21 protein-coding genes are annotated in these 22299 nt (G+C 54.3%); 8 read left to right on the top strand and 13 right to left on the bottom strand.

The genetic code is table 11. The annotated features are described in order from the left end of the window. Window positions 1–34: 34 nt before the first annotated feature. From ABJM21_RS14305 to ABJM21_RS14280, 6 genes are read right to left on the bottom strand one after another with little or no spacing between them, the layout of a single operon-like run. On the bottom strand, window positions 35–1210 hold the full coding sequence (locus ABJM21_RS14305) for a CaiB/BaiF CoA-transferase family protein (protein WP_348300675.1): 1176 nt from the start codon (window positions 1208–1210) through the stop codon (window positions 35–37). Further along, window positions 1207–2139, bottom strand: coding sequence for a hydroxymethylglutaryl-CoA lyase (locus tag ABJM21_RS14300; RefSeq protein WP_348300674.1), 933 nt, complete (start codon window positions 2137–2139; stop codon window positions 1207–1209). Before ABJM21_RS14300 ends, ABJM21_RS14305 begins: the two co-directional genes overlap by 4 nt. Then, on the bottom strand, window positions 2139–2753 hold the full coding sequence (gene leuD, locus ABJM21_RS14295) for a 3-isopropylmalate dehydratase small subunit (RefSeq protein ID WP_348300673.1): 615 nt from the start codon (window positions 2751–2753) through the stop codon (window positions 2139–2141). Before leuD ends, ABJM21_RS14300 begins: the two co-directional genes overlap by 1 nt. Next, window positions 2753–4153, bottom strand: a complete 1401-nt coding sequence (locus tag ABJM21_RS14290; RefSeq protein ID WP_348300672.1) for a 3-isopropylmalate dehydratase large subunit — start codon at window positions 4151–4153, stop codon at window positions 2753–2755. The genes leuD and ABJM21_RS14290 overlap by 1 nt, the downstream gene beginning before the upstream one ends. After that, complete coding sequence (locus tag ABJM21_RS14285) at window positions 4125–4625, bottom strand: DUF3598 domain-containing protein (protein WP_348300671.1); 501 nt, start codon at window positions 4623–4625, stop codon at window positions 4125–4127. Before ABJM21_RS14285 ends, ABJM21_RS14290 begins: the two co-directional genes overlap by 29 nt. Continuing rightward, the gene (locus tag ABJM21_RS14280; RefSeq protein WP_348300670.1) at window positions 4625–6001 is read right to left on the bottom strand and encodes an alpha/beta fold hydrolase; all 1377 of its coding nucleotides are present in this window, start codon (window positions 5999–6001) and stop codon (window positions 4625–4627) included. Before ABJM21_RS14280 ends, ABJM21_RS14285 begins: the two co-directional genes overlap by 1 nt. A gap of 86 nt (window positions 6002–6087) precedes the next feature. Here ABJM21_RS14280 and ABJM21_RS14275 point away from each other — a divergent pair, with 86 nt between their 5' ends. The 7 genes from ABJM21_RS14275 to ABJM21_RS14245 are packed head-to-tail and all read left to right on the top strand — an operon-like array spanning window position 6088 to window position 12508. Beyond that, window positions 6088–6768: an isochorismatase family protein gene (locus ABJM21_RS14275; RefSeq protein WP_348300669.1), complete on the top strand. Its 681-nt coding sequence runs from the start codon at window positions 6088–6090 to the stop codon at window positions 6766–6768. Then, window positions 6768–7661 (top strand): polysaccharide deacetylase family protein, encoded by an 894-nt coding sequence (locus ABJM21_RS14270; protein ID WP_348300668.1) that lies wholly within the window; start codon window positions 6768–6770, stop codon window positions 7659–7661. The genes ABJM21_RS14275 and ABJM21_RS14270 overlap by 1 nt, the downstream gene beginning before the upstream one ends. Next, window positions 7658–8581, top strand: a complete 924-nt coding sequence (locus ABJM21_RS14265; protein ID WP_348300667.1) for a polysaccharide deacetylase family protein — start codon at window positions 7658–7660, stop codon at window positions 8579–8581. Before ABJM21_RS14270 ends, ABJM21_RS14265 begins: the two co-directional genes overlap by 4 nt. 24 nt (window positions 8582–8605) lie before the next feature. Then, a complete protein-coding gene (locus ABJM21_RS14260) occupies window positions 8606–10027 on the top strand; it encodes an aldehyde dehydrogenase family protein (protein ID WP_348300666.1) in 1422 nt (473 codons plus the stop codon). Next, a complete protein-coding gene (locus ABJM21_RS14255; protein ID WP_348300665.1) occupies window positions 10027–11214 on the top strand; it encodes a class I SAM-dependent methyltransferase in 1188 nt (395 codons plus the stop codon). Before ABJM21_RS14260 ends, ABJM21_RS14255 begins: the two co-directional genes overlap by 1 nt. Then, window positions 11202–11492, top strand: coding sequence for a hypothetical protein (locus ABJM21_RS14250; RefSeq protein WP_348300664.1), 291 nt, complete (start codon window positions 11202–11204; stop codon window positions 11490–11492). The genes ABJM21_RS14255 and ABJM21_RS14250 overlap by 13 nt, the downstream gene beginning before the upstream one ends. Next, window positions 11489–12508, top strand: a complete 1020-nt coding sequence (locus ABJM21_RS14245; RefSeq protein WP_348300663.1) for an NAD(P)-dependent alcohol dehydrogenase — start codon at window positions 11489–11491, stop codon at window positions 12506–12508. Before ABJM21_RS14250 ends, ABJM21_RS14245 begins: the two co-directional genes overlap by 4 nt. On the opposite strand, the gene ABJM21_RS14240 is transcribed toward ABJM21_RS14245, so the two are convergent. Further along, window positions 12498–13226: a hypothetical protein gene (locus ABJM21_RS14240; protein ID WP_348300662.1), complete on the bottom strand. Its 729-nt coding sequence runs from the start codon at window positions 13224–13226 to the stop codon at window positions 12498–12500. The genes ABJM21_RS14245 and ABJM21_RS14240 overlap by 11 nt on opposite strands. A 109-nt stretch (window positions 13227–13335) precedes the next feature. Here ABJM21_RS14240 and ABJM21_RS14235 point away from each other — a divergent pair, with 109 nt between their 5' ends. Next, on the top strand, window positions 13336–14028 hold the full coding sequence (locus ABJM21_RS14235; RefSeq protein ID WP_348300661.1) for a hypothetical protein: 693 nt from the start codon (window positions 13336–13338) through the stop codon (window positions 14026–14028). Between the two features lie 81 nt (window positions 14029–14109). Here ABJM21_RS14235 and ABJM21_RS14230 read toward each other — a convergent pair whose 3' ends face one another. The 6 genes from ABJM21_RS14230 to ABJM21_RS14205 all read right to left on the bottom strand — a co-directional run bounded on the left by ABJM21_RS14230 (window position 14110) and on the right by ABJM21_RS14205 (window position 22163). Beyond that, on the bottom strand, window positions 14110–14472 hold the full coding sequence (locus tag ABJM21_RS14230; protein WP_348300660.1) for a hypothetical protein: 363 nt from the start codon (window positions 14470–14472) through the stop codon (window positions 14110–14112). Beyond that, complete coding sequence (locus tag ABJM21_RS14225; RefSeq protein WP_348300659.1) at window positions 14469–15710, bottom strand: class I SAM-dependent methyltransferase; 1242 nt, start codon at window positions 15708–15710, stop codon at window positions 14469–14471. Before ABJM21_RS14225 ends, ABJM21_RS14230 begins: the two co-directional genes overlap by 4 nt. Next, on the bottom strand, window positions 15707–16762 hold the full coding sequence (locus tag ABJM21_RS14220; RefSeq protein ID WP_348300658.1) for a nitrilase-related carbon-nitrogen hydrolase: 1056 nt from the start codon (window positions 16760–16762) through the stop codon (window positions 15707–15709). The genes ABJM21_RS14225 and ABJM21_RS14220 overlap by 4 nt, the downstream gene beginning before the upstream one ends. Before the next feature lie 125 nt (window positions 16763–16887). After that, window positions 16888–18438, bottom strand: coding sequence for an FAD-binding oxidoreductase (locus ABJM21_RS14215; protein ID WP_348300657.1), 1551 nt, complete (start codon window positions 18436–18438; stop codon window positions 16888–16890). Further along, window positions 18438–19730, bottom strand: coding sequence for an MFS transporter (locus ABJM21_RS14210; protein WP_348300656.1), 1293 nt, complete (start codon window positions 19728–19730; stop codon window positions 18438–18440). The genes ABJM21_RS14215 and ABJM21_RS14210 overlap by 1 nt, the downstream gene beginning before the upstream one ends. Before the next feature lie 132 nt (window positions 19731–19862). After that, window positions 19863–22163, bottom strand: coding sequence for a TonB-dependent receptor (locus ABJM21_RS14205; RefSeq protein ID WP_348300655.1), 2301 nt, complete (start codon window positions 22161–22163; stop codon window positions 19863–19865). Between the last annotated feature and the right edge of the window lie 136 nt (window positions 22164–22299).

Genomic DNA, 22299 nt, shown 5'->3' with positions numbered 1-22299 from the left:
CTTTTGGGCCGGTAAAGGCCAAGATAAGCTCTAGCTAGTCGACTGCACCTGCGTCTCGCAGCGTCTGAATCTGGTCTGCATTAAGGCCAAGTTCTTTTAAAATAGCCTCGCTATGCTCGCCGATGTTCGACAGTTTGGCAGGGGCAGAGGGTCGCGCTCCATTCATTTCAATAGGTAGCGCGGGTAGTTTGGTTTGCTCGCCACTTGCAAGTGTTACTGCCTCTAATCCGCCACTGGCATTTAGATGGGGGTCGTCGAACATGTCTTGTGGCCGTGCGATGGGTGCAAAGGGCAAACCTGTGCCTTCCAGCTTAGCGATCAATTCATCCCGGCCAAAGCCAGCAATCAGTTCGCGAATTTGCGGCATGATCCGGTCGCGCGCGGCGACGCGGTTGTTATTCTCGCGGACGCTATCATCGGCCCATAGGTCGTCCAGTGCAAACAGCTTGCAGAATTTCTCCCACAAGGCATCGGTGACCACGCCGATGAAAATAGGTTCGTCCTTGGTTTGAAAAACATCATAAATTGCCCAAGCAGAAATGCGTGCTGGCATCGGGTCGGCGGCTTTGCCGGTTACTGCCATTTGAGCCATATGCTGCCCGATCATATAAATGGTCGTTTCAAAGAGCGAGCTTTGGACCTTCTGGCCTTTGCCGGTCCGATGACGTTCCTCGACCGCAGCGAGAATCGCGATGACGCCGAACATGCCGCCGGTCACATCAATGACGCTGGAGCCAGCCCGTAAGGGTTGCCCAGGAGGTCCAGTCATATAGGCGAGGCCGCCCATCATTTGGGCTACCTCATCGAGGGCTGTGCGGTTTTCATAGGGACCGGGAAGGAATCCTTTTTCGGAGGCGTAGATCAGACGGGCGTTGGTCTTGGCGAGTTCTTCATAGCCCAGTCCCAGCCGGTCCATTGCGCCGGGACGGTAATTTTCTACTAATATGTCTGCGCCTTCGACAAGTTGACGCGCGATACCAAGTCCGTCCGGGTCTTTCAGGTTAAGCGATATGCTCTGCTTATGGCGGTTATACATAGGAAAATAACCCGAACCCGAGCCAACCAGATTGCGAGTACGGTCGCCGCCAATTGGTTCGACCCGGACCACCTCAGCGCCCAGTGATGCCAAGATGGCGCCCACGGCGGGTCCCATCACCATGTGGGTGAATTCAATGACTTTCAGTCCGGCGAGGGGTGTGGGTGCATTCATGCGGCTGCCTTTTCAAATCCTAATGGAAGGCCGGCGTCCGGCGTGAAGCCGTAAAGTGGTTCCCCGGGCAAGGCTTCCGCGATAATTTCTCTAACTTTCAAAAGCTTGTCGAGATTAATGCCGGTATCGATACCCATGGCTTCAAGCATGAACACCAAATCCTCCGTGACAATATTGCCCGATGCTCCGGGTGCAAAAGGACAGCCGCCAAGGCCTCCAAGGGATGCGTCAAAGGTACTAATGCCTTCCTCTAGCCCTGCCATGACATTGGCTAGGCCAAGTCCGCGCGTATTGTGGAGGTGCAAGGTGTTGAGCTTATCATTGCCGATTGTGCCTTTAATCTGACGCACCATGCGCGTGACCTGCGCTGGATTGGCATAGCCAGTGGTGTCGGACAGCCCGACTTCTGCCACACCGGCTTCTATGGCCGCTTCTGCGAGGCGCGCGACCTGATCTTCGCTGACCGGACCTTCGATGGTACAGCCAAAGGCGGTGGAGAGACCAACCTCAAAATGTGGGCGTTGTCCTTCGGGCTGCGCTGCGACGAGTTCTGCAATGGCTTTGATCTCGGCCAGCATCGCTGGATGATCCTTTCGGACATTTTTGATGCTGTGGGTTTCGGACATGGAAAAGGGGATCGACATTTTGTCGACGCCCGCTGCAATAGCCCGCTCCGCGCCCTTCAGATTGGGAATCAGCGCGACGACATCCAGATTGGGAAGCGTTTTCGCATAGGCGACGATTTCCGCCGTGTCCGCCATCTGTGGGAGCAGGGAAGGTGGTACAAAACTACCCACTTCAATCTCGCTGACACCAGCTTCGGCTTCTGCCTTGATCCACGCCTTCTTGGCTCGGGTTAGCATGACGGCATCGACGCTTTGCAGACCATCGCGTGGCCCGACTTCGCTGATCGTGACAGATGTGGTCATTACTTGGCTCCTAGGTAAATCCATGGCCGCTGTGCGCGGTCGGCCTCTTGCCATGTGGCAATGTCTTCGGCCATTTTCAAACTAAGGTCGATAGCGTCCAATCCCTCCAGCAACATCGATTTGGCTTCTTCGTCGATCGCGAAGGACCAGCTCTGGTTATCGTCGATACTGATCTTTTGAGCGCCCAAGTCGATGGTAACCGGGCCGTCCGCCTTTGCTATGATAGCAATCGCATCGGCATCGATCACCGCTGGCAATATACCGTTGCGCACGCAATTGCCGGCAAAAATGGGGGCGAAACTCGGTGCTATCACAGCGCGAAAGCCATATTCAGCCAGCGCCCAGACCGCATGTTCGCGGCTCGACCCGCAACCGAAATTGGCACCGCCCAAGATGATCTGGCTATCGGCATAATGAGAGTCATTGAGCACAAAATTGGGATCGGCTTTGCGGCCACCAATTTCTGTGTAGCGCCATCCCGCAAACAGGCCGTCGGCGAGGCCCGTTTTGCCCGTGCTCTTCATCTCGCGAGAGGGGATGATCTGGTCCGTGTCGATATTGTCGCGGATCAGCGGCATCGGCAGGATGGTGAGGGTGGTGAACGGTTGAGCCATCAAACCAACTCCCGTACATCCGCAATCGCACCAGCTAGCGCGCTAGCCACAACAGTCTCGGGACTGGCGATATGCGTTTTAACGCCTGGCCCTTGGCGGCTTTCAAAATTACGGTTGGTCGTTGAAATGACCCGCGATCCAGCGTCAAAGCTCTCGCCGCCCGCGTAGAAACACATGGAACAACCGCTTTCCCGCCATTCAAATCCGGCTTCGCGGAAAATAGCGTCTATCCCTTCTGCTTCTGCTTCCCGTTTCACCCGGGACGAGCCGGGGACGCATATAGCTTTGACATGGCTGGCAATTTTTTGGCCTTTGAGCAATACGCTCGCTCGGCGCAGGTCCGATAGGCGGCTGTTGGTGCAGCTGCCGATAAATGCCGCATCAATAGGCGTTCCGGCGAGTTTCTGGCCTTTATCTAATGACATATATTCAAGAGTGCGTTCGCCCGCATCGTCAGGGACCGTGCCGCTTATGCCGATACTATTTTCTGGACTGGTACCCCAACTGACCATCGGGGTGATGGCATTGGCCTCTATCTCAATTTCAGTGTCGAAAACTGCGCCGGTCTCGCTAGCCAATTGTGTCCAGCTTTCAACTGCTCGATCCCAATCGCGGCCTTTTGGCGCATAGCGCCGACCTTCCAAATATTCGAAAGTTTTTGCATCAGGGGCGATAAAGCCGGACATGGCAGAAAATTCCGTTGCCATGTTACAGAGCGTCATCCGTCCTTCCATGTCCAGCGCGCTGACCGCCTCGCCCGCAAACTCGATCGCATGACCTTTGCCACCCGCTGCGCCATAACGGGCGATCAGCGTCATGATGATATCCTTGGGAGTGACGCCTTTTGTAGGCTGATCCGAGAAACGAACGCGCATTGATTTTGGCTTATTTAGCCGCAATGTCCCGGTTGCCATCGCATGTTCCGCTTCCGATGATCCAATGCCCCAGGCGAGCGCTCCAAAAGCACCCTGTGTGCAGGTATGACTGTCGGGCGCCACCAGCGTACATCCTGGCAAAACGATACCGAGTTCCGGCGAGATCACATGGGCAATCCCCTGATCGGGATCGTTAACATCAAACAGGGTAATACCCGCCGCCTTGGCCGCAGCGCGCGTTTCTGTAATGAAAGCCTGCCCGCCCGGCATTAACGTCTTGTCGGTGCGTCCGGGACGGGTATCGACGATATGGTCTGTCACCGCAAAGACCCGTTCCGGATCGGCCACTGCTCGCCCAGCCTCGGCTAAGGAATTGAGCGCCGATGCACCCGTTCGTTCATGCAGAAACACACGGTCAATCGCCACCAATGCGCCACCGCCGGGTAGGGCGGTGACGACATGGCTATCCCATAATTTGTCAAAGAGACTGGAAGGTTCAGGCAGAAACAGCCCCCATTTCCGCATCAATGCTGCGCCAATCCTTGGTCACAAAAGCCTCCTGTATCGCGGTCCGTGTTTCCAGCATACCGTTGCGAATCCAGTGCCATGTGCGGCAGCGGTTCTGCCCGTCATCCGAAATCTGGATCTGCTCGTAAAGATATAGCGATGGATCACCTTGCCGCTGCCAATACAACATCACGGTGCGGTTATATTCGTCTAGCGGCACTTCGGCAGCCCAGCCTTTAATCAGTTCATTGTCCCACCATACGCGCTTGTCGCGATATTCGGCTGGAAATTCGCGCATCTCCGTTTTACCATCGGCCCAAGTATAATGATTGGTCTGATGATAAGGGATATCACCTGTGTCAGGGAAGCGGCAGAGCAGGCGGGAAGCATGCTCGTCAATCTTTTCATTCTGTGCATTGAAATAGGTATAAGTACCGTCCCAAACCCCTTCGTGGCGGGCCAAAAGCGGCATGTCTTCTCTGATTCCCATTAGTTGTCCTTTTGTCTGGATTGGAGGGCGATGTGAAATTCTTTGGCGGCTGATGCATTGATTAGCGAGAGATGCTCGGCGGCGAGATGTTCAGGCCGCAGCCGCTCTGTATCAAAAGCAACGGCATGGGCTGTATCTACCTGATACCAAGGAGCAAACATGTGCCGGGCGCGAACAATTTGCCACGCCATATTTAGATAATTGCCAAACCGGTCAGGGGATAAATCCGGATAAAGTTGATCCGGTTCCCCATCAGGTAGAGTTGGATAGATTGTCTCGCTGGTATCGAGCGCATCGGCCACAGCCGCAATGACGGCCTCCCAAGGCCCCCAAGTAGATGCTTCGCCGTTCCAATTATCGGACAAGCCATGGCCCGGCAAATCAATCGCAATTTGCCCTGCAGGTTGCTCGTCTGCCGCTGCATAGGCAGGGGCGTGAAGAATGAGTTGATTGGCGGTTCTGTCTCCGCGCCAGTGGATCAAGCCATTAAAATCATCGGTTTGTATCGCGACAAAGCCTTCATCGCCTGCCTCACGCAAACCATCGACCATTGCCGTTTCGGTTGCCAATAAATGGTTCAGGCTGGCCGCCTGATGGTCCGCTGGTGTGGTTACTTTCTGGGCAGACCAGGTCGGCGGCATCTCGCCGAGCCGGTCAATATGCTCTTGCAGTGGATCACCATCATAAGCGCTGATCAGGCAAGGCGGGACATTAGCATCTACCGCCGGAATATCCCGCGGCGCACGCAGCACGGCGCCATAGCCAGCCTGATAAGCATTGCCCGCATCAAGCATTTCGCGGACAATCGCATCCACTCGCGCCGGATCATCATTGGCGACAGATAACCGGTGGGCATCATCGGTGGCAAACCATGGAAAGAACCAGCTTTGTTCGAGAATGCGGTTCCAAAGCCATGTCAGATGCTCGCCATAATCGAATGGATGAAATTCAGGCAAATAGCGGTCGCTGAACAAGGCCATTTCTTCGGCGGACCAGATGGCATAGCCGCCGACGGCCAAAGTTGTGATTCGAGTCGGATGCCGTTTGACGGCCGTCACCAATATGATCCCGCCGGAATGGAAACCATAAGCGGCGCATCTTTGGATACCTAAAGCATCAAGAAATTCGATGGCCGCGTCTGCATATTCGGCGATCTCGGGATGACCAGGCAGCGGATCGGATTGCCCGAAACCCGGCGTATCGGGAGCGATACAGGTAAAATGGGAAGACCATTTTTCCATCAACGCTTCATATTCTTTTGAACTGCGTGGGCTTTGATGCACCATCAGCAGCGGTGGGCCTTTGCCCGCCTTGCGATAATGGACACGGCGTGTGTTGCCGTCATTCTCTACGTCTATAAAATGGCGTGTAATCATAATCTCTATATTTGTCCGGACAAATTTGTCTCGACAAGTCTTTTCTGTTGTTTATTACATTTTTATCGATTCCGGAGAGAAACTTTATGGACGTCAAAGGCACGAAAATGGTTGAAGACGGGCGTACGGCCCGGGAAATTTTTGAAGAATTGATCGGCAATCCCGCGCGCAAGAAATTCGGCTTCGGAGAAAAGCTCGCCATCGTCAATGTTGATGTACAACAAGCCTATACCCGGATGGATATGTTCAAAACCGCCTATGAGACCGATCCGAAGCAGATTGACTATATTAATCAGATCTCAGCTTTGGCACGAGCAAAGGCCATGCCGGTGATCTGGAGCCGCGTCGCTTATAAAGCGGATGCAGGCGATGCCGGTGTCTGGGGCACGCGCACCGATACCGAAGATTCGCTCCAGAATATCAAATATGACAGCGAGCGGCATCTGCTTGATCCGCGTTGTGAGGTGGACGCCAATGACCTGCAATATACCAAGCGTATGCCCAGTGCCTTTTTTGAAACCCAGTTGGCGAGCTATTTGACGTGGCATAAAGTGGATACGGTGATTGTAACGGGCGGTTCGACATCCGGTTGTGTTCGGGCCACGGCGGTGGATGCCTTGAGCTATGGCTATCGCACGATTGTCCCGATTGAAACCTGCGCCGATAAGCATGAGAGCTACCATTTTGCCAACCTTACTGATTTGCAGATTAAATATGCAGATGTGGAGCCGGTGCAGACAGTGATTGACTGGTTGGAGGCGCGATAGTGTCAGACGTGCAGAAATCCGACCCGGGACTATATGACTATGCGGCCTATCGCGGACGCCCAAAAATCACATGGCCGGAGGGCAAGGCCTGCGCTGTATGGGTCGCGCCCAATCTGGAATATTATGAACTCGATCCGGCGGTCAATCCGCACCGGAAAAGCTGGCCAAAACCACATCCCGATGTAGTCGGTTACAGTCATCGCGATCATGCAAATCGCGTGTCGCATTGGCGCATGGCTGAGATGATGACCAAGCATGGTTTTCCGGGGTCTGTCAGCTTGTCCGTGGCGCTGTGTGACCATATTCCCGAAGTGGTCGAGGACGCCAACCAGCGCGGTTGGGAGTTTTTCAGCCATGGTATCTACAATACCCGTTATTCGTACGGGATGGATGAGGCGCAGGAACGCGCGATCATTGAGGATTCGATTGAAACAGTTCAGCGCGCTACCGGCCAACGGATCAAAGGCTGGCTGGCGCCAGCGCTGACCCACACGCCGCGCACGCTCGACCTGCTTGCGGAATATGGCATGGATTATACCTGTGACCTTTATCATGATGACCAGCCGACTGACGTGAAGGTGAAATCCGGGCAGCTGACTGCTATTCCCTACAGCCTAGAGGTCAATGATCATTATGGGTTCTTTATCTATAACATGAGCCCGCGGGAATATGCCGATACGCTGATCCGGCAATATGACCGGCTCGCTGAAGAGGGCGCGCAATCGGGCACGGTGATGTGCATCCCGCTGCACAGCTATCTGATTGGACAGCCCCATCGCATTGGACCGTTTGAAGCGGTCCTGGAACATATCGCCGCGGATGGCCGGGCATGGATCACCAAGGCGGGTGATATTGTCGACGCCTTCCGCAAACAGACGGGAGGCTTATCATGAGCCTTGATGCGAGCTATCTTGACTATCCCAAGCGCCGCCACGGAATGGACCATGACTATTATCCGTACAGCAATCTGTTTGATCGCAAGCCGGTGCAATGGCCTGACCATAAAAAGCTACTCATCTGGCCGGTCATCTCCCTCGAATATTTCCCGATGGTGCCGAGTGACGATCCATTCCCCGCGCCGGGGCATATGCAGACTGCCTATCCTGACTATCGGCATTATACAGCGCGCGAATATGGCACGCGGATCGGGATTTACCGGTTGCTTGGTGCGTTTGAGAAGGTCGGGACTAAGGTTTCGGTAGCGACCAACAGCGTCATCGCCGACCGCTACCCTGAGTTGATAGAGGATATTGTCTTCGGTGGTCATGAAATCATCGCTCATAGCACGGACATGAACGGTACTATTGCCAGCGGACTGGCCGAGATGGATGAAAAAACGCTCATCGAAAGTTCGCTCGTTGCGCTAGAAAAGGCAACCGGTACGCGCCCGCGCGGTTGGTTGTCGATAGCGCGTTCGCAAAGTTTCAACACGGCAAGGCTGCTCGCCGAGGCCGGTGTCGATTATATGTGCGACTGGGCGAATGATGAATTGCCTTACTCGTTTGAGACGGATGCAGGAGCGATTACCAACATCCCGCTCAACCATGAATTGTCGGATCGGCAGATTATCAATGTCCAGCAGCAATCGGTTGATAGCTATGCTCAACAGATGACAGATGCTGCGGATTGGCTGCTCGCAGAGGCGGAGCAAAATGGCGGGCGAATGCTACCTATGCACCTAACGCCTTATATTATGGGCCTACCCTATCGCATTAGCAGTTTTGAGAAGTTGATCGCCGGCTTTGCTGAGCGCAATGATATCGGGTTCGCACGGGGTGATGCGATACTCGATAGCTGGAAGGCCCAAAAATGAAGGCCCAAAAATGAAGGCACAGCAATGAAGATACGCAATCCGCGTACGGGCAAAGCAGACTATGCAATCGCGCCCCTAGACGTTGAGGCGGTTGCCGACGAAGCAAAGCGGCTTCGCGATGCACAAAAAGATTGGGCTGCGAAAACACCGGAAGCGCGCGGCGGGATATTGTTGCAATGGGCTGATGCGATAGAGGCCAATCTGGGCGATATCATTCCGGCCTTGACTGCTGATACCGGACGCGGCGGTATCTCAAAAATTGAAGCAGCGGGCGTACCGGGGCAGATAAGACGATGGGCCGCTATGGCGCCACAGCTCATGGCCGATGGCCAACCGGTTGATCAACCTACATCCGTGCCGACAATCACTACTTCTACGCGACTAGTGCCTTATGCTTTAGTTGGTGTGATCAGCCCTTGGAACTTCCCAATGACTCTCGCGCTCATTGACGCAATTCCGGCGCTGATGGCAGGATCAGCGGTATTGATCAAACCATCGGAAGTGACGCCGCGTTTTATCAAGCCGCTGATGGAAACTGTGAAGAAAATTCCAGCACTGACTGGCGTATTGTCGATCATTGAAGGAGATGGTCCGACCGGTGCGGCGATGGTTGATCACGTGGACTATGTCTGCTTCACCGGATCTGTTGCAACCGGGCGTAAAGTTGGTGAAGCGGCGGCGAAGGCGTTCATTCCGGCCAGTTTGGAACTAGGCGGTAAAGACCCAATGATTGTCCTTGCTAGCGCAGATCCGGAAAAGGCGGCAGCGACGGCGCTTAGGGCTAGCATCGTCAATACCGGTCAGGCCTGTCAGTCGATTGAGCGGGTCTATGTAGCCCAGGCAATCGCAGACCCTTTCCTCACCAGTCTGGTCGCTCAGGCAGAGGCGGTGCAGCTCAATCACCCTGATATCAACCAAGGCCATATCGGGCCGTTTATCTTTGAGAAACAGGCGCAGATAGCGCAGTCTCAGATTGATGATGCGGTTAAAAAAGGCGCGGAGTTGCTTTCGGGCGGCAAAGTCGAAAAACTCGGTGGTGGTCTTTATTTGCGGCCAACGATCCTGACCAATGTGACCTCATCGATGACGGTAATTTCTGATGAGAATTTCGGACCCGTTATCCCTGTACGGGTGTTTGACGATGTGGATGAAGCCGTGATGATGGCCAATCACAGCCAGTTCGGTTTGTCTGCAGCGGTCATTGGAGGATCAGTTGATGAGGCTGAAATAGTTGCATCGCGCCTCAATGCGGGTGCAGTATCGATTAATGATGGTTCCTTGACCTCGATGGTTTGGGAAGCGGAGAAATCGAGCTTTGGCCATTCCGGGCTTGGTGCATCACGGATGGGGGCAAGCGGATTGATGCGCTTTTTCCGCAAACAGGCGCTGATCCGGCAATCGGGCGAAGCGGCGCGGATAGAGGCTTTTGCAGAGGAGAATTTCTGATGGGCGTAGAATTACAGCATCCTATGAAACCGGAATTGACCGCAGAGGAGGCGGCACGTGGGCGTTTTGTGTCTGGCATCAGAGCGTTTATTCTTAACGATCTCGCTGGTGATTTGCGCACCGCTTATGACAAGCGGGCCGCTCCGGCTTTCGCCCGTGAACAGGGTCGCGCCCCGGAAACCAGCAACGAGGCACATCAGGCCCTGCGCGGTGACCCGGCGTTCAACATCTATTCGGCGATGCGGGTACAGGCGCAAAAAATGGTCTGGCAGGCATCGGGCGCTGTCGTCGCCCGCGACATGGAACGGATGGAAGCGGAGGCGGCGAAAGTTGCCGATCAGCCCGGCTCGGTTGACCTGAATCCTGAGCTGGATATTCCCCGCAATGTCGATGCGATTGAAGTCCATCTTATGCCGGGCAGCTATACGCGCGGCGGTGAATCACTGGAAGCCGGTGCAGTTTATGATCAGGGTCTGGCGGTCTTTTCCATGGGTCTGATGGGTGCCAATCTCGATGATATCGGCCTGTCCATGGCCGCTTATGTGAAAGGCAAATTTCCAGACTTCAAACCGCAGAACATTCTCGATACCGGCTGCACTATCGGCCATAATACTTTGCCGTGGAAACGGACCTATCCAGACGCGAAGGTCGAGGCGATTGACGCGGCAGCTGGCGGATTACGTTATGCTTCAGCCCGCGCTAAAATGCAGGGGCTGGAGGTGAGCTTCGCGCAAATGTCTGCCGATGCGCTGGACTATCCCGATGACAGTTTCGACCTCGTATTTTCCTCGATGTTCCTACACGAATTGTCGAAAAAGGCACGTGCAGCGGCATTTAAGGAGGCCTATCGGGTGCTGAAACCCGGCGGCTTGCTGCTTCATATGGAATTGCCGCCAAATGATCAGATGAACGCCTTTGACGGCTTTTATCTCGACTGGGACAGTTGGTATAATTCGGAGCCGTTCTACAAAGGCTATCGCGATGAGAGCCCTCCAGCGCTTTGCGAAGCGGGTGGTTTTGCCGCCGATGACTATTTCCAGTTCGTCGTGCCCAGCATTGGCATTTACGGTGAGGAAGCCGTAGAGCAGGCGATTGCCGATGAAGGTGCCCATGCCGTCGATAGCGAAACCACCGGACGCTTAGCCGAAGGCATTATGTGGTTTGGTTTCGGAGCATGGAAACGATGAACCCAGAAGCCAAAGATGTCGGCCCAGCGTTCAAACCCGACGATACGCCAAAGGAAATTTACGGTCCGGATGGCAAGCCGCAATTTTTCGATGACCCCGGCATGGATAGATATGTCGCGGTGGTCATGAATATGGCGCAGGAAATGTGGGTGCAGGAAGAGCGACTGATGGTGCTCGAAGGGTTGGAGGCGTCTGCGGCCGACCGTGAAGCGAAGCTAAAAGAGTTTATCGATCGTATTTTCGCGCCGCTGCGCGAGCAAGGGAGTGACGACACATGAAGGCATGGCAAATGGGTTCACGGACCGGCATTGGCGGACTGCAGCTAGTAGATCATCCCGAACCGGAGCCTGGTCCCGGAGAAATTCTGATTAAGGTCTCGGCAGCCGGTCTCAACTATCGTGACCTGATGGTGTTGCGGGGAGATTATGGAACGGATCTGCCGGAAGATCGCATACCTTTGTCTGACGGCGTCGGCGTGATCGAAGCGGTTGGTTCCGGTGTTACCGGACTTGATGTCGGTATGCGCGTGATGGCGCCGCATTTCGCCACATGGCTGGATGGAGCCTATAGTTTTGCCGTATTTGCCAAAGATCTCGGCGTAACGGCCAATGGCTGGCTGGCCAAGAAAATCATATTGCCGGCTAATGCCGCTATCGTGGTGCCTGACAATGTCAGTGACAGCAGCGCGGCGACCTTTTCGGTGGTTGGTAGCACAGTATGGCATGCCATGATCGCTTTTGGCGAAGCCAAGCCCGGCGATCTTGTGCTCGCGCAAGGAACCGGCGGTGTATCGATATTCACGCTGCAGCTGGCCAAAGCCATGGGCATGGAATTTGCAATCACGTCATCGAGCGACGAAAAACTCGCTCGCGCAAAAGATATGGGCGCGGATTACGGCATCAACTATCGCGACCGGCCGGATTGGGCTGCCGCTTTGCTGGAAGCCACTAACGGCCGCGGTGCCAATGTTGTCGTCGATACGCTAGGTTTTCCAGCAATGGGCGAAACCGTGGCTGCGTGTGCCGTTAATGCGCGCATCGGATCTCTGGGCGCGCTTTCCGGGACACCGCAAGATCAATCCAGCGCCAGTCAGGGCGCGATCATTGGCAAGAATATAGCTATTAAGGGCATCGCGTCCGGGAATCGCGAGATGTTGCAGCAGGCGCTGGATGTGGTGGCCCAAAACAACATCGAACTGTTGGTCGAAAGCGTCTTTGATTTCGGCGATGCGCCTGCGGCTTTCACGCATCTGGAAAGCGGCAGCCACATGGGCAAGATTATGATTACCGTTTAAGTTCGACCAGCTCGTACCAGGTCATCATATAACCGCCGACGCCGCCCTGCACGAATATGCCGTCTTCGTCATCGGTGATCCAGACGTCATAAGCGGGATGTTCGCCAGCCATCCCGCCGGTTCCCGGCACAATGCTGGCATCGTCCACAAATTGCAGATGTTTGCACTGGAAGGTACCGGCGGGAACGGTCACTTCTTCCTTGCCAATATAAACCGCCCCGATTTTGACCTGCGCGACTTGCGGAGGTGTCGCTCCGCGATGATCGGGCGAGGGTAGATAGCAATTGAGCAAGCGGGCTTGCCCTTCCTCCCACTCCATCGTCGAGAGCATATAGCCGTCTGAAACAATCGGATGGGTTCCAAAACCGGTCATGGGAAGCTCTGCCTCAACTTTTTGCGACAGCCGGCCGATGGAAGGGCCATAGCTTTCCATAGCGATATCCTTCCCGTCAAAATGCATCCATCCGGTGCCCATGAACGCGTCCCCGATAGTTAAATGCACATGAAGGTCAGTGGGCTGCTTATTTCCATCCATCGCATAGATGATATCCCGCATCACCGTTGGCTCTGGCTCATAGATTTCACAATGGGCCCGCATAATCACTTTGCCATCACCGTGATGGGTAAACATAAATGTCTCAAAACCGCGATTTTGGCCCTCCATTTCCGGTTTGCGCGACGTATATTCCAGACGACCTTCGATAATGCGGTGCTTCATCCGTTTTCTCCTTACTTTTCTTCATGCCAGTGCATTTTTCTCTTGCCAAGAGGAATTTGTCCGGACAAATTGTAATCAGCTATTTACACGGTCTGGGAGGACGTTGGTAATGGAATTTCTCACAACAAACGAACTGAGCATATTGCGCTGGATACACATCCTGGCGATGGTTTACTGGCTGGGCGGCGAATGGGGCGTTTTTCAGACCAGTTATAATGTCACGAACCGCAATCTTTCGCTGGAGGAACGCCGGCGGCATATGGAAACCGCCTACCGGATCGACATATTGGCGCGGACCGGTATCGTCCTGCTGCTCCCGCTCGGCCTGCATATGGGCAAGATTTATGGTTTTGTGCCCTTTCTCGATGGCGCGGGTATCTGGTGGATGTGGCTGTTTTTTGCGATCTGGCTGGCGATGACATGGACCGCTTTTATAAAGCGTGAAACCGATATTGGTGTGGCCGTTACAAAGGTAGAAGAGATGCTCCGCTATCCCCTGATCGCGGCCTTGTTCATCGTCACTTTCATGGCTCTGGAAGGCAGCGGTCCGATTACCTCGGGCGAGGGCAATCACTGGTATCCGGCTAAAATTGGTCTTTATGCCTTTGCCTTGTGTATCGGCCTGTTCCTGCGCGTTGTGATGCGCCGTTGGACAATCCGGTTCCGCAAGCTGGCTGAAGGTCCCGATGCGGCAGAAGAAGCAGCACTAGAGCGCGAAATCGGACAGGCCCGTATCGCTGCCTATATCTATTGGATCACGATTTCCGGCGTGTGTTTTCTGGGCGCGGTCAAACCGTTCTAGCGATTAGTTCCTCAGGAAAAAGAGCCTGTCGGACAGCGATGTCCGACAGGTTCTTTTTTACCCTAGAGACTTGAGAATGGGCTAGATTTCCTTCAATTCGCGGCTGACTTCTTCCACCGGTGGTTCGGCCTGCTGCAATTCTTCCACCATCTGATGCGGTCCGCGCATCACCCGGTAGATATATTCGCGGATCATCGCGCCGCGCTCATAGGCAGCCTGTTTGTCAGGCGTATAGCCTTCAATATCATCCCGGCTAATTGTCCCTTTGGCATCGAGCAGCCGTTCAACCGTGTCCATGCGCTCACGCAGTACGGACACTTCGCCGACGACCGCCATCAGGATGGACAGCATCCGTTCGTCTTCGGGATCATCGAAATATTCCGGGCGCTTGCCTTTGGCTTTTTTATTGGCCGCAGCCATCCAGTCGAAAACTTGATCGGTCATTCTGCGGCCTCCTGTATCTGATCAGCATTTTTCCAGGCGCCATAGGCATGCCAATAGGCCGCCCGGCCATGATCTTCATCCTCGCCGGTTGGTGCCTCTGGGAAAATCTCGCGATCCACCACGGCGCGCACGCCGCTTTCGAAAAGTTCTTCCCGGTCAAACCCGGCTTGCGTCATGACCGTTTTCATGTCCAGCGCGTGCATGGATGACCAGAACGGCTCATTATTGTTAAACGCATCCCAGTCGCGCAAAAATTGTTCAAATAGCGGCATGGCATCGGAATATTCCGGCTGCTCGAGATGCAGCATCAAGCCATTGTCGGCGAGTACCCGGTAGCCCTCGGCGATAATTTTCGGCAGCGCCTTGCCGCTGGTTTCATGCAGGAACATAGTGGTTTGTACCCAGTCAAATGCCCCGTCATCCCAGCGGGACAGGTCCTCGGCATTGGCCTGAATGAACTTGATATTGGTCGCGCCCAGCGATTGCGCGCGGGCATGGGCATAGCGCAAGATTGGCGCGGCCGTGTCGATCGCGATAAACTCGCAATCGGGAAAAGCGAGCGCCAGCGGGACGATATTATGACCCACGGTTGTGCCGATATCGAGCACCCGGCGGGGTTCCCAGCCGGGTCGTTCCTTCTTGATCCAATCGACCAGTGCCTGACCACCGCCATCGGTTAGTGCGCCCAGACCGCCGCCGGTCGTCGCAAAAATCCCGCAATCATAATTGGCGCCGGCTGACACGTCTCCCGGCAATTCTTCGCCATGATAACTGCCTGGCATACAGTGAATGTCCACTGCGCTCTGATAGCGCGGTATCTCGATTTCCGGATTCAGTTCCAGCGTATCGCGGCCTTCATTATATTGCCTTGCCTTGGCGTTGAGTTCGTCAATCTGACGCAGCACGATTGCGCGGCCATTTTGCTGGCGCATTTCCATCGAGTTGCGTTTGAGTGCGGACCAAAATGTGTGGAACGGGTCCTCGTTCATAGCGCGGCGAATCTCAAAGCGGTCTTTGGGATCGCGGCCATGGTCTTTCTGGAAGGCGGGCAGGACTTTTTTGTCATAAGCCAGCTTGTTGCCGGGGCTGAGAGCGCTCGCCATGAATTTGTTGAAATTCGCAAGAAAATCAAAACGCGCAATTTCATCATGAGATACCGTTGGCGATACGCCATGTTTGGCTACCGCATTATAGGGTGGTGCTACGTCCAATTTCTGGTCGTTCGGGGTGTTGCTCATATCAAGCCCTCCTTTATCATGCGCTCTATCGTCTCTTCTTGAGTGCGCAGGAAATAGTCGCGATCAGGGGTCTTCACGTCATTGACCTCGATCAAACCATCAGCCTTTTGTACGGACAAATTTCCATAAGTGGCCGCGAAAAGCTCCAGTCGCTGGCGCGCGAGGAAATTTGTCATCGCTGGTTTGCGCCGTGCGGCGCGCAGGGCACCTATATCGATGTCGGAAAAGGCGGTGAACGTCTCGCCGCTGTTCGATTCTGCCATGACCCGGCCTTTATAGTCCACCACCATGCTGTTGCCATCTGCCGAGGCGAGCGGCAGGGTCGTATCTTCGATACCGGCGGTATTGGCAGAGATGACATAAGCCATATTTTCCTGCGCCCGCGCACGCTTGCCGATATCCTTGGGCGTGTCGAGCGGCGATCCGATTTCCGATGAGCTATGGACGAAAATCTCGGCCCCGCGCAGCGCATGGGCGCGGGCTATTTCAGGATAAAGTATCTCTTCCGATGCGATGGCGGCGAGGTTGCCGATCTCGGTTTTCGCAACCGGGAACACACCATCTAAGCCATAGATGTCGAGATATTTGGTCCAGACATCATGGGGTGTTGGCGCAAACATCGAATTCAGCCGACGATAACGCAGCACGACATCACCGGAAGGCGCGACGACGAAGCTCGCTTGGAAATAAAGACCGGGAAAGTTGGTATCGACTTCATAGGCATTGCCGGCGATGAACATTTTCAGCCGCTGCGCCATTGCGCCTAGTGCTTCATATTCCGGTCCATTGACTTCCAGAGCAGCCTTGTCCGCAAAATCGGGAATGGAAATGCGCCCCGGATAGCTGGTCAGCAGATATTCGGGCAGCACCGCCAGTTTGACCGGACTGCCGCCATATTGCTGGATGAAGATTGTGGCGGAGCGGATCTTGGTCTCGACCTCGCCAATCATCGCCAGCATTTGCGCGCGGGCCGCGGTCTTGTCCGGCGTCTTTTCAATCGAACGCGCGGCCAGTTGCATCGCGACGGCGGCGTAGTTTTTAGTTTCGGTCATAGTTTTGTCTTTATCACTCTTTCCGGTCGTAGCGAAAGCAGGCGGTGTGACAGTGGCACAAAGCGCCGCGGCCATCATCTGTCTGCGGTCAAAGTCCATCTTGGCTCAACCCTATAGGCTCCATTTTATAAACCGAGTGATCCCGGATTCATAAGACCCTTTGGATCAACGGTTTTTTTCAAATCCTGCAGTAAAGCATCGGCGGCGGGATCAAGGCTGTCACGATAGCGATAGGTTTTCGCAATCTGCAAATGCGCCGCACCCTGATCGTGAAATAGGTCAACCAGTGCCTGTTTCAGCTTCTGGGTCAATTCCCATGCTTCGGCATTGCTTTCCAGTGTCGGTAGCTTGGCGAAATGGGAAGGCTCGATCGTTGCCTCATGGACCGGATTAGACGCATCGGGCCAATAGAGACACGGCTCGATAATCGCGCCCGAACCACTGACGGCGGACACAAGGGTGCCGGTGAAAATGCCATGGCGATCCATTTCTTCGCTATGCTCTTTAAATAATGCAAGGATCGCATCATAGCATGCCAATGCGCGGCTATGTGGCAGCAGGCCGTGGACCGGGGCCCATCGTTCGCCTTGTGGCCCAAGCATGCTATTCAGCGGTCCGAATGGATTGGCGCGGATGATTTTGGGAATGGTGTTTTCTGTCTCGGTCGCACCGTTATCCAAAGCCAATTTGCGCGCACGTTCCAGATCATCATCCGCCGCCGCCTGTATGCGCGCTTCGGTCAGCACATGCAGCGAGAATTTCGCTTCGTCCATGAAATCACGGCCCGCCGCGACAACCTTGGCACCTTCCTTGATTGCGCCCCAGACAGATCCTTGTTTCTTCATCATCTGGCCCAGCGCCTTGGCATCGCTGCCCAGACTATCGCGCTTCATCCGCAGGGCATTAAGACTGGGGTCGAACCCGAAACATTCGGTAGAGACACCGGACCGTTCAATCGCGCCCATTGCCGCCAATATGTCCTCGTGATTTTCAAAGGTGAAGCTGGCATAGCCATGTGCCTCGGCCTCGGGGATCAGGCGAAGCGTGATCGTCGCTTTCATGCCCAGCGCGCCGGTATCGGCGAGGAAAAGGCCGGTCAGGTCCGGACCATAAGGTCGTGTGAAATCCGTACCGGTTTTCAGGATGGTGCCATCGGCTAATACCACTTCCATCGCTATGCAGCTTTGCGCTGCGGTGCCATAGCGACCCGATCCCCAAAACAGGCAGTTCTGGCTCATTCCCCCGCCAATCGAAGCTTTCAAGCCCGACAAAGTGCCCCAGAACGGCGTGCGCAATCCCTTGGGTGCCAGCGTTTCATAAAGCTTCGCCCAGGTGCATCCGGCCTCGACCGTCACCGTCATATCGGTTTCGTTAATTTCCAATATCCGGTCCATCGCGGCCAGATCAAATAACACTGCGCCGGCCTTGGTTGTCGTGTAGCCGCCGGTATAGCTCATGCCGCCGCCGCGCGGGACAACCGGAATATTCTGCGCTGTGGTTGCTGCAATTGCGGCGGACAATTCGTCGGTATTTTTCGGGCGAACCACGGCCAGCAGGTCCGCGCCGCGCTGATACACATCATGGGCAAAAAAGTTCAGTGTTTCATCATCGGTCAGAACTTCGGCGCCGGTCTCGGCGATATAATCTGCGGCGGTCGGATTGGCTTTCGTGGCCATTAGCTTGGCTCCGTGGCTAGTTTTTCTGTGGGGGAGGGATCGGTTTCCGGGAAGCTGTCTGGATAGCGACCGAGGAACAACAGCAGGCCGCCGCCAATGACAAAGGCAAAAATAGCGACACTCAAGATCGGGTCATAGCTACCCATATTATCACGCACGCTGGCGTAGATGATTGGCGACAAGGCCGAGAAAAACCCAAAGGGCATATAGAGCATGCCATAGATTTTACCATAATTGGCCATGCCGAAATAGCGGCCAGTGAGATAGGCGATCAGGTCGCTTTCCGCGCCAGCGGCAAAGCCGAGAAGAAAGCCGGCCAGCGCTGCCATCGAAAATGCAATGCTATCGCCTAACAAAATATAGCAGGAAATGGCGGGCAGGCAGAGCAGTGGAAAGGCCACAAAGCCTTGCCAGAACCGGTCAAGCAGCGCGCCGGTTATAATCCGTCCGGACAAGATGCCGATGCCTAACACGCCCATTACGGATGCCGCCGTTTGTGCATCGAGCCCGCGATCACCAAGCATCGTCGGTAAATTAATAAACGCCCCTCCAAAGGCGGTGGCAATCACCGCGATCGACAGCCAGATCAGCCAGAAACGATAATCTTTCAACGCCGTGCCCAAAGTCACGCCGGTCAAATTGCCGCTGTCGCTCAATATCGCTTTGGGGCGTTCTTCTGGTCGCGGTTCGCGAAACAGGAAATAACCAAGCGGCAAGGCGACGAACAGCGGCAACGCCGCGACAATCGCAAACATTGCCCGCCAACCATAATTCTCAATGCCCCAAACGGCGAGCTTGGGAACAACAATCGCAGCGAGGCTGGTTCCGAGCAACAAGATACCCAGAGCCAGTCCGCGATTTTTGTAGAACCACAAGTTGATCGCCCGGCTCCAGCTCACGGGTGTGGAGCCAATGCCAATCAGACCGACGACAACCCAAAGCGCATAGTAAATATACAGAGTCGATGTCACCTGAGCCGTTGGCGTAAATGAGATAGCTGCAAAGGAAAGACCAAAGGCGAGGAGCGAATATAGCGCCACTTTCCGGACGCCATATTTATCGGCAAGTGACCCAAAAAACGGTGCAAGTAAAGATGCGATGATCCCGAAAATCGTGATCGGGAATAATATCTGCGTGCGGGTCCAGCCAAATTCCTCAATCAACGGTTCGACCGTGAAGCCGATGACATTGAATGGAATTGGCGATGCGCCGCATGCTACACCGAGAACGCCAGCAAGCAGGACCTTCCATCCTAGTGCAAACTCATTACTGCTTGTGTTCTGGTCTGTCATGCACCCTCTATGATATTAAAATTTGTCCGGACATATTTTGTATAGCGTTATTTGCCTTATAGGCCAGAAAAAGCCAAAAAAAGAAAGCGGACCATTGCTGACCCGCCTTCTCCCCCATTTATCTCGGGCGCTCTAGTTAACACGGCCGCCAAATTTATAGGTGGCGCGGAGTGTCCACCGGCCAGGCTGGTTAAAATATGTGTCCTGGTTACCGAAGGATGCCACCAGATACCGCTTGTTGAAACAGTTTGAACATTCGACCGCGAAGTTCAGCTGATCACCAAAAGGTTTGAAGTCGATCCCGGCATTTACCAGAACATAACCATCCGCCGGGCCCACGCCGCGCGTTGATACTTCCTGATCAGACACCATGCGAATACTGCCACGCGGGCTGATCATCGCATCGCCGATTTCGATATCATAGGATCCGCCCAGCGTTACTTGAGCATCCGGACTGCGTTTAGGTTCGATCAGTTCGCAGTTCACATCAAAAACCGACACGGTTCCATTCGGCGGAACGCAAGCGGCTATGTCTGCGTCACTGGCTTCATATCGGGCATCCATTATACCCAACGCCGCATAGAGATTCAGATTCCGAACCGGACTAATAAACGCTTCCACCTCAAGGCCGGTATTGAGCAATTTACCTGCGTTACCGATGGCAAATACGCCTTGGGCAATGGCCGTGTTGACCTGCAGGTCTTTGGCCTCGAGATAGAAGGCGGTCGCAGCAATAGAGAAGTCACGACCGAAATTCAGCCTTGTGCCAGCTTCGTAAGACCAGACTTTCTCCGATCCAAAGGGCTGCAGTCCGGACGCCGTATTGACACGAGCGTTCCAGCCGCCGGAGCGAAAACCACGGGTGGCAGAAGCGTAGAACATCAAATCGTCATCGGGTTCAAACTGCAGAGCAAAGCGCGGTGTCCAAACTTTTTCGCGCTGGTCGATGGGAATGCCGAGCGCGATCATGTTTGCCGTAGTCAGGTCTGTGATATCACCTATCGGGCGATTATCCGAAATGCGAAAATCCTTTTTCTCATCCGTGTAACGCACACCGGCTGTTGCCGTAATCTGGTCGGTGAGCGCGAAATCGCCTTGGATATAGCCGGCAATATTTTCCGTATCATTGCTGATTATACGATCGCGTGATGGTGTCGGTCCGGCAAAATAGGCGGCAAAGTCACTGCGGTTTTCTTCTTTCAAATAGAACAAGCCAGCTGTCAGGTTGAGGAAATCATCAAACAGCGAGCCATTATATTTGAGTTCGGCCGAATATTGTTTGAAATCGCCAATATTGTCGATGATGAAAATGTCATCCAATGCCGGGTTCGCTGGTGATGGAAACTGCATGAACGCATCAAATTGCGGTAGTGGGAAATTCACCAGAAAGTCATTTTCAACCTTGCGATAGCCCATGATCAACGAGATGGATCCATTGTCCATTTGATATGTAAGATTGGATGACGTGTTATAGGATTTGGTCAGGCTGCCATAATCCGCCTTGGACACAGCACCCGGGAAAACGGCATCCAGCCCCAAGGGGAGGATGGAGGTGGATACCAAATCAACGTCACCATAATTGCCAGATGTTCTGACTGGCCCTGTGGCAGCGTCGGTATCCAGATTGATATCCCGGCCCGTAATGTTGGTACCGCTATCGCGAATATAGTCGCCGACGACATACCAGTTGAGATCGTCCGTCAGGTCGATATCAATGGCAATGCGGCCGCCATAAGCGTTGCGGTCATTAATATTGCGGTCGAGGGCTGTGTTTTCCAGCCAACCATTATCATCGACATAGAATCCGCTGACAAGGAACCGGACGCGTTCCGATAGTGGTAGATCGACGGAACCACGCAGGGTTATCTCATCGAACCGGCCATAGCTTGCTTCGGCAAAGCCGCCAAATTCTTCTCCGGGCTTGCGGAGCAAGACATTGATTGCGCCGCCGGTGGTGTTCTTACCAAATAACGTCCCTTGCGGCCCGCGCAGAACTTCTGTGCGCTCGATGTCAAACAGGGAAATATTGTTGCCGTTTTGGCGGGCATAGAAAATCTCGTCGACATACGTGCCCACTGCCGGGTCAAAAGTTGGGAAGGATTCATCCTGACCCTGACCGCGCAGGAAGTAGACATTGGCGCTACCCAGCGAGGTGTTGTTGCTGCCGACCAGATTGGGAAGAGTATCCACCAAATCGATGGTTTTCTTCACTGCCAGCGTATCAAGCTGCCTTGGGGTGAAGGCCGAAATCGCGATCGGAACATCCTGAATGCTTTGCTCGCGGCGCTGGGCCGTCACGATGATGACATTGCTATCGGCTTCCGCCTCATCCGCTTGATCAACCTCCTGTGCATAGACAGGTCTGCTCACCAATGTCGCTAATGCCAATCCAAAAATGGCGGTATTCTTGAAGGTTGCTTTGCGCGATATCATTTTTTGACTCCCTGGTTCCCGACATATCTAGAATGCTTGATTTGCATTGAAGTTGTCCAGACAAATTTGTGGAAACAGGGCTAATCTTCTTGATAGGGGAAACGCTAACAACCAATTAGGCGGTAGCTACAACCAA

Origin of the sequence: Parasphingorhabdus sp. (assembly GCF_039977335.1) — a bacterium.
GTDB lineage: Bacteria > Pseudomonadota > Alphaproteobacteria > Sphingomonadales > Sphingomonadaceae > Parasphingorhabdus.
Note: the sequence above shows the minus strand (reverse complement) of the source record. Positions and strands in the feature narration are given on the sequence as shown.

What these genes read in the sequence shown, in the direction of transcription:
- ABJM21_RS14305 (WP_348300675.1), bottom strand. Translation starts at nt 1,210, where the DNA reads ATGAATGCACCCACACCCCTCGCCGGACTGAAAGTCATTGAATTCACC.
- ABJM21_RS14300 (WP_348300674.1), bottom strand. Translation starts at nt 2,139, where the DNA reads ATGACCACATCTGTCACGATCAGCGAAGTCGGGCCACGCGATGGTCTG.
- leuD (WP_348300673.1), bottom strand. Translation starts at nt 2,753, where the DNA reads ATGGCTCAACCGTTCACCACCCTCACCATCCTGCCGATGCCGCTGATC.
- ABJM21_RS14290 (WP_348300672.1), bottom strand. Translation starts at nt 4,153, where the DNA reads ATGCGGAAATGGGGGCTGTTTCTGCCTGAACCTTCCAGTCTCTTTGAC.
- ABJM21_RS14285 (WP_348300671.1), bottom strand. Translation starts at nt 4,625, where the DNA reads ATGGGAATCAGAGAAGACATGCCGCTTTTGGCCCGCCACGAAGGGGTT.
- ABJM21_RS14280 (WP_348300670.1), bottom strand. Translation starts at nt 6,001, where the DNA reads ATGATTACACGCCATTTTATAGACGTAGAGAATGACGGCAACACACGC.
- ABJM21_RS14275 (WP_348300669.1), top strand. Translation starts at nt 6,088, where the DNA reads ATGGACGTCAAAGGCACGAAAATGGTTGAAGACGGGCGTACGGCCCGG.
- ABJM21_RS14265 (WP_348300667.1), top strand. Translation starts at nt 7,658, where the DNA reads ATGAGCCTTGATGCGAGCTATCTTGACTATCCCAAGCGCCGCCACGGA.
- ABJM21_RS14260 (WP_348300666.1), top strand. Translation starts at nt 8,606, where the DNA reads ATGAAGATACGCAATCCGCGTACGGGCAAAGCAGACTATGCAATCGCG.
- ABJM21_RS14255 (WP_348300665.1), top strand. Translation starts at nt 10,027, where the DNA reads ATGGGCGTAGAATTACAGCATCCTATGAAACCGGAATTGACCGCAGAG.
- ABJM21_RS14250 (WP_348300664.1), top strand. Translation starts at nt 11,202, where the DNA reads ATGGAAACGATGAACCCAGAAGCCAAAGATGTCGGCCCAGCGTTCAAA.
- ABJM21_RS14245 (WP_348300663.1), top strand. Translation starts at nt 11,489, where the DNA reads ATGAAGGCATGGCAAATGGGTTCACGGACCGGCATTGGCGGACTGCAG.
- ABJM21_RS14240 (WP_348300662.1), bottom strand. Translation starts at nt 13,226, where the DNA reads ATGAAGCACCGCATTATCGAAGGTCGTCTGGAATATACGTCGCGCAAA.
- ABJM21_RS14235 (WP_348300661.1), top strand. Translation starts at nt 13,336, where the DNA reads ATGGAATTTCTCACAACAAACGAACTGAGCATATTGCGCTGGATACAC.
- ABJM21_RS14230 (WP_348300660.1), bottom strand. Translation starts at nt 14,472, where the DNA reads ATGACCGATCAAGTTTTCGACTGGATGGCTGCGGCCAATAAAAAAGCC.
- ABJM21_RS14225 (WP_348300659.1), bottom strand. Translation starts at nt 15,710, where the DNA reads ATGAGCAACACCCCGAACGACCAGAAATTGGACGTAGCACCACCCTAT.
- ABJM21_RS14220 (WP_348300658.1), bottom strand. Translation starts at nt 16,762, where the DNA reads ATGACCGAAACTAAAAACTACGCCGCCGTCGCGATGCAACTGGCCGCG.
- ABJM21_RS14215 (WP_348300657.1), bottom strand. Translation starts at nt 18,438, where the DNA reads ATGGCCACGAAAGCCAATCCGACCGCCGCAGATTATATCGCCGAGACC.
- ABJM21_RS14210 (WP_348300656.1), bottom strand. Translation starts at nt 19,730, where the DNA reads ATGACAGACCAGAACACAAGCAGTAATGAGTTTGCACTAGGATGGAAG.
- ABJM21_RS14205 (WP_348300655.1), bottom strand. Translation starts at nt 22,163, where the DNA reads ATGATATCGCGCAAAGCAACCTTCAAGAATACCGCCATTTTTGGATTG.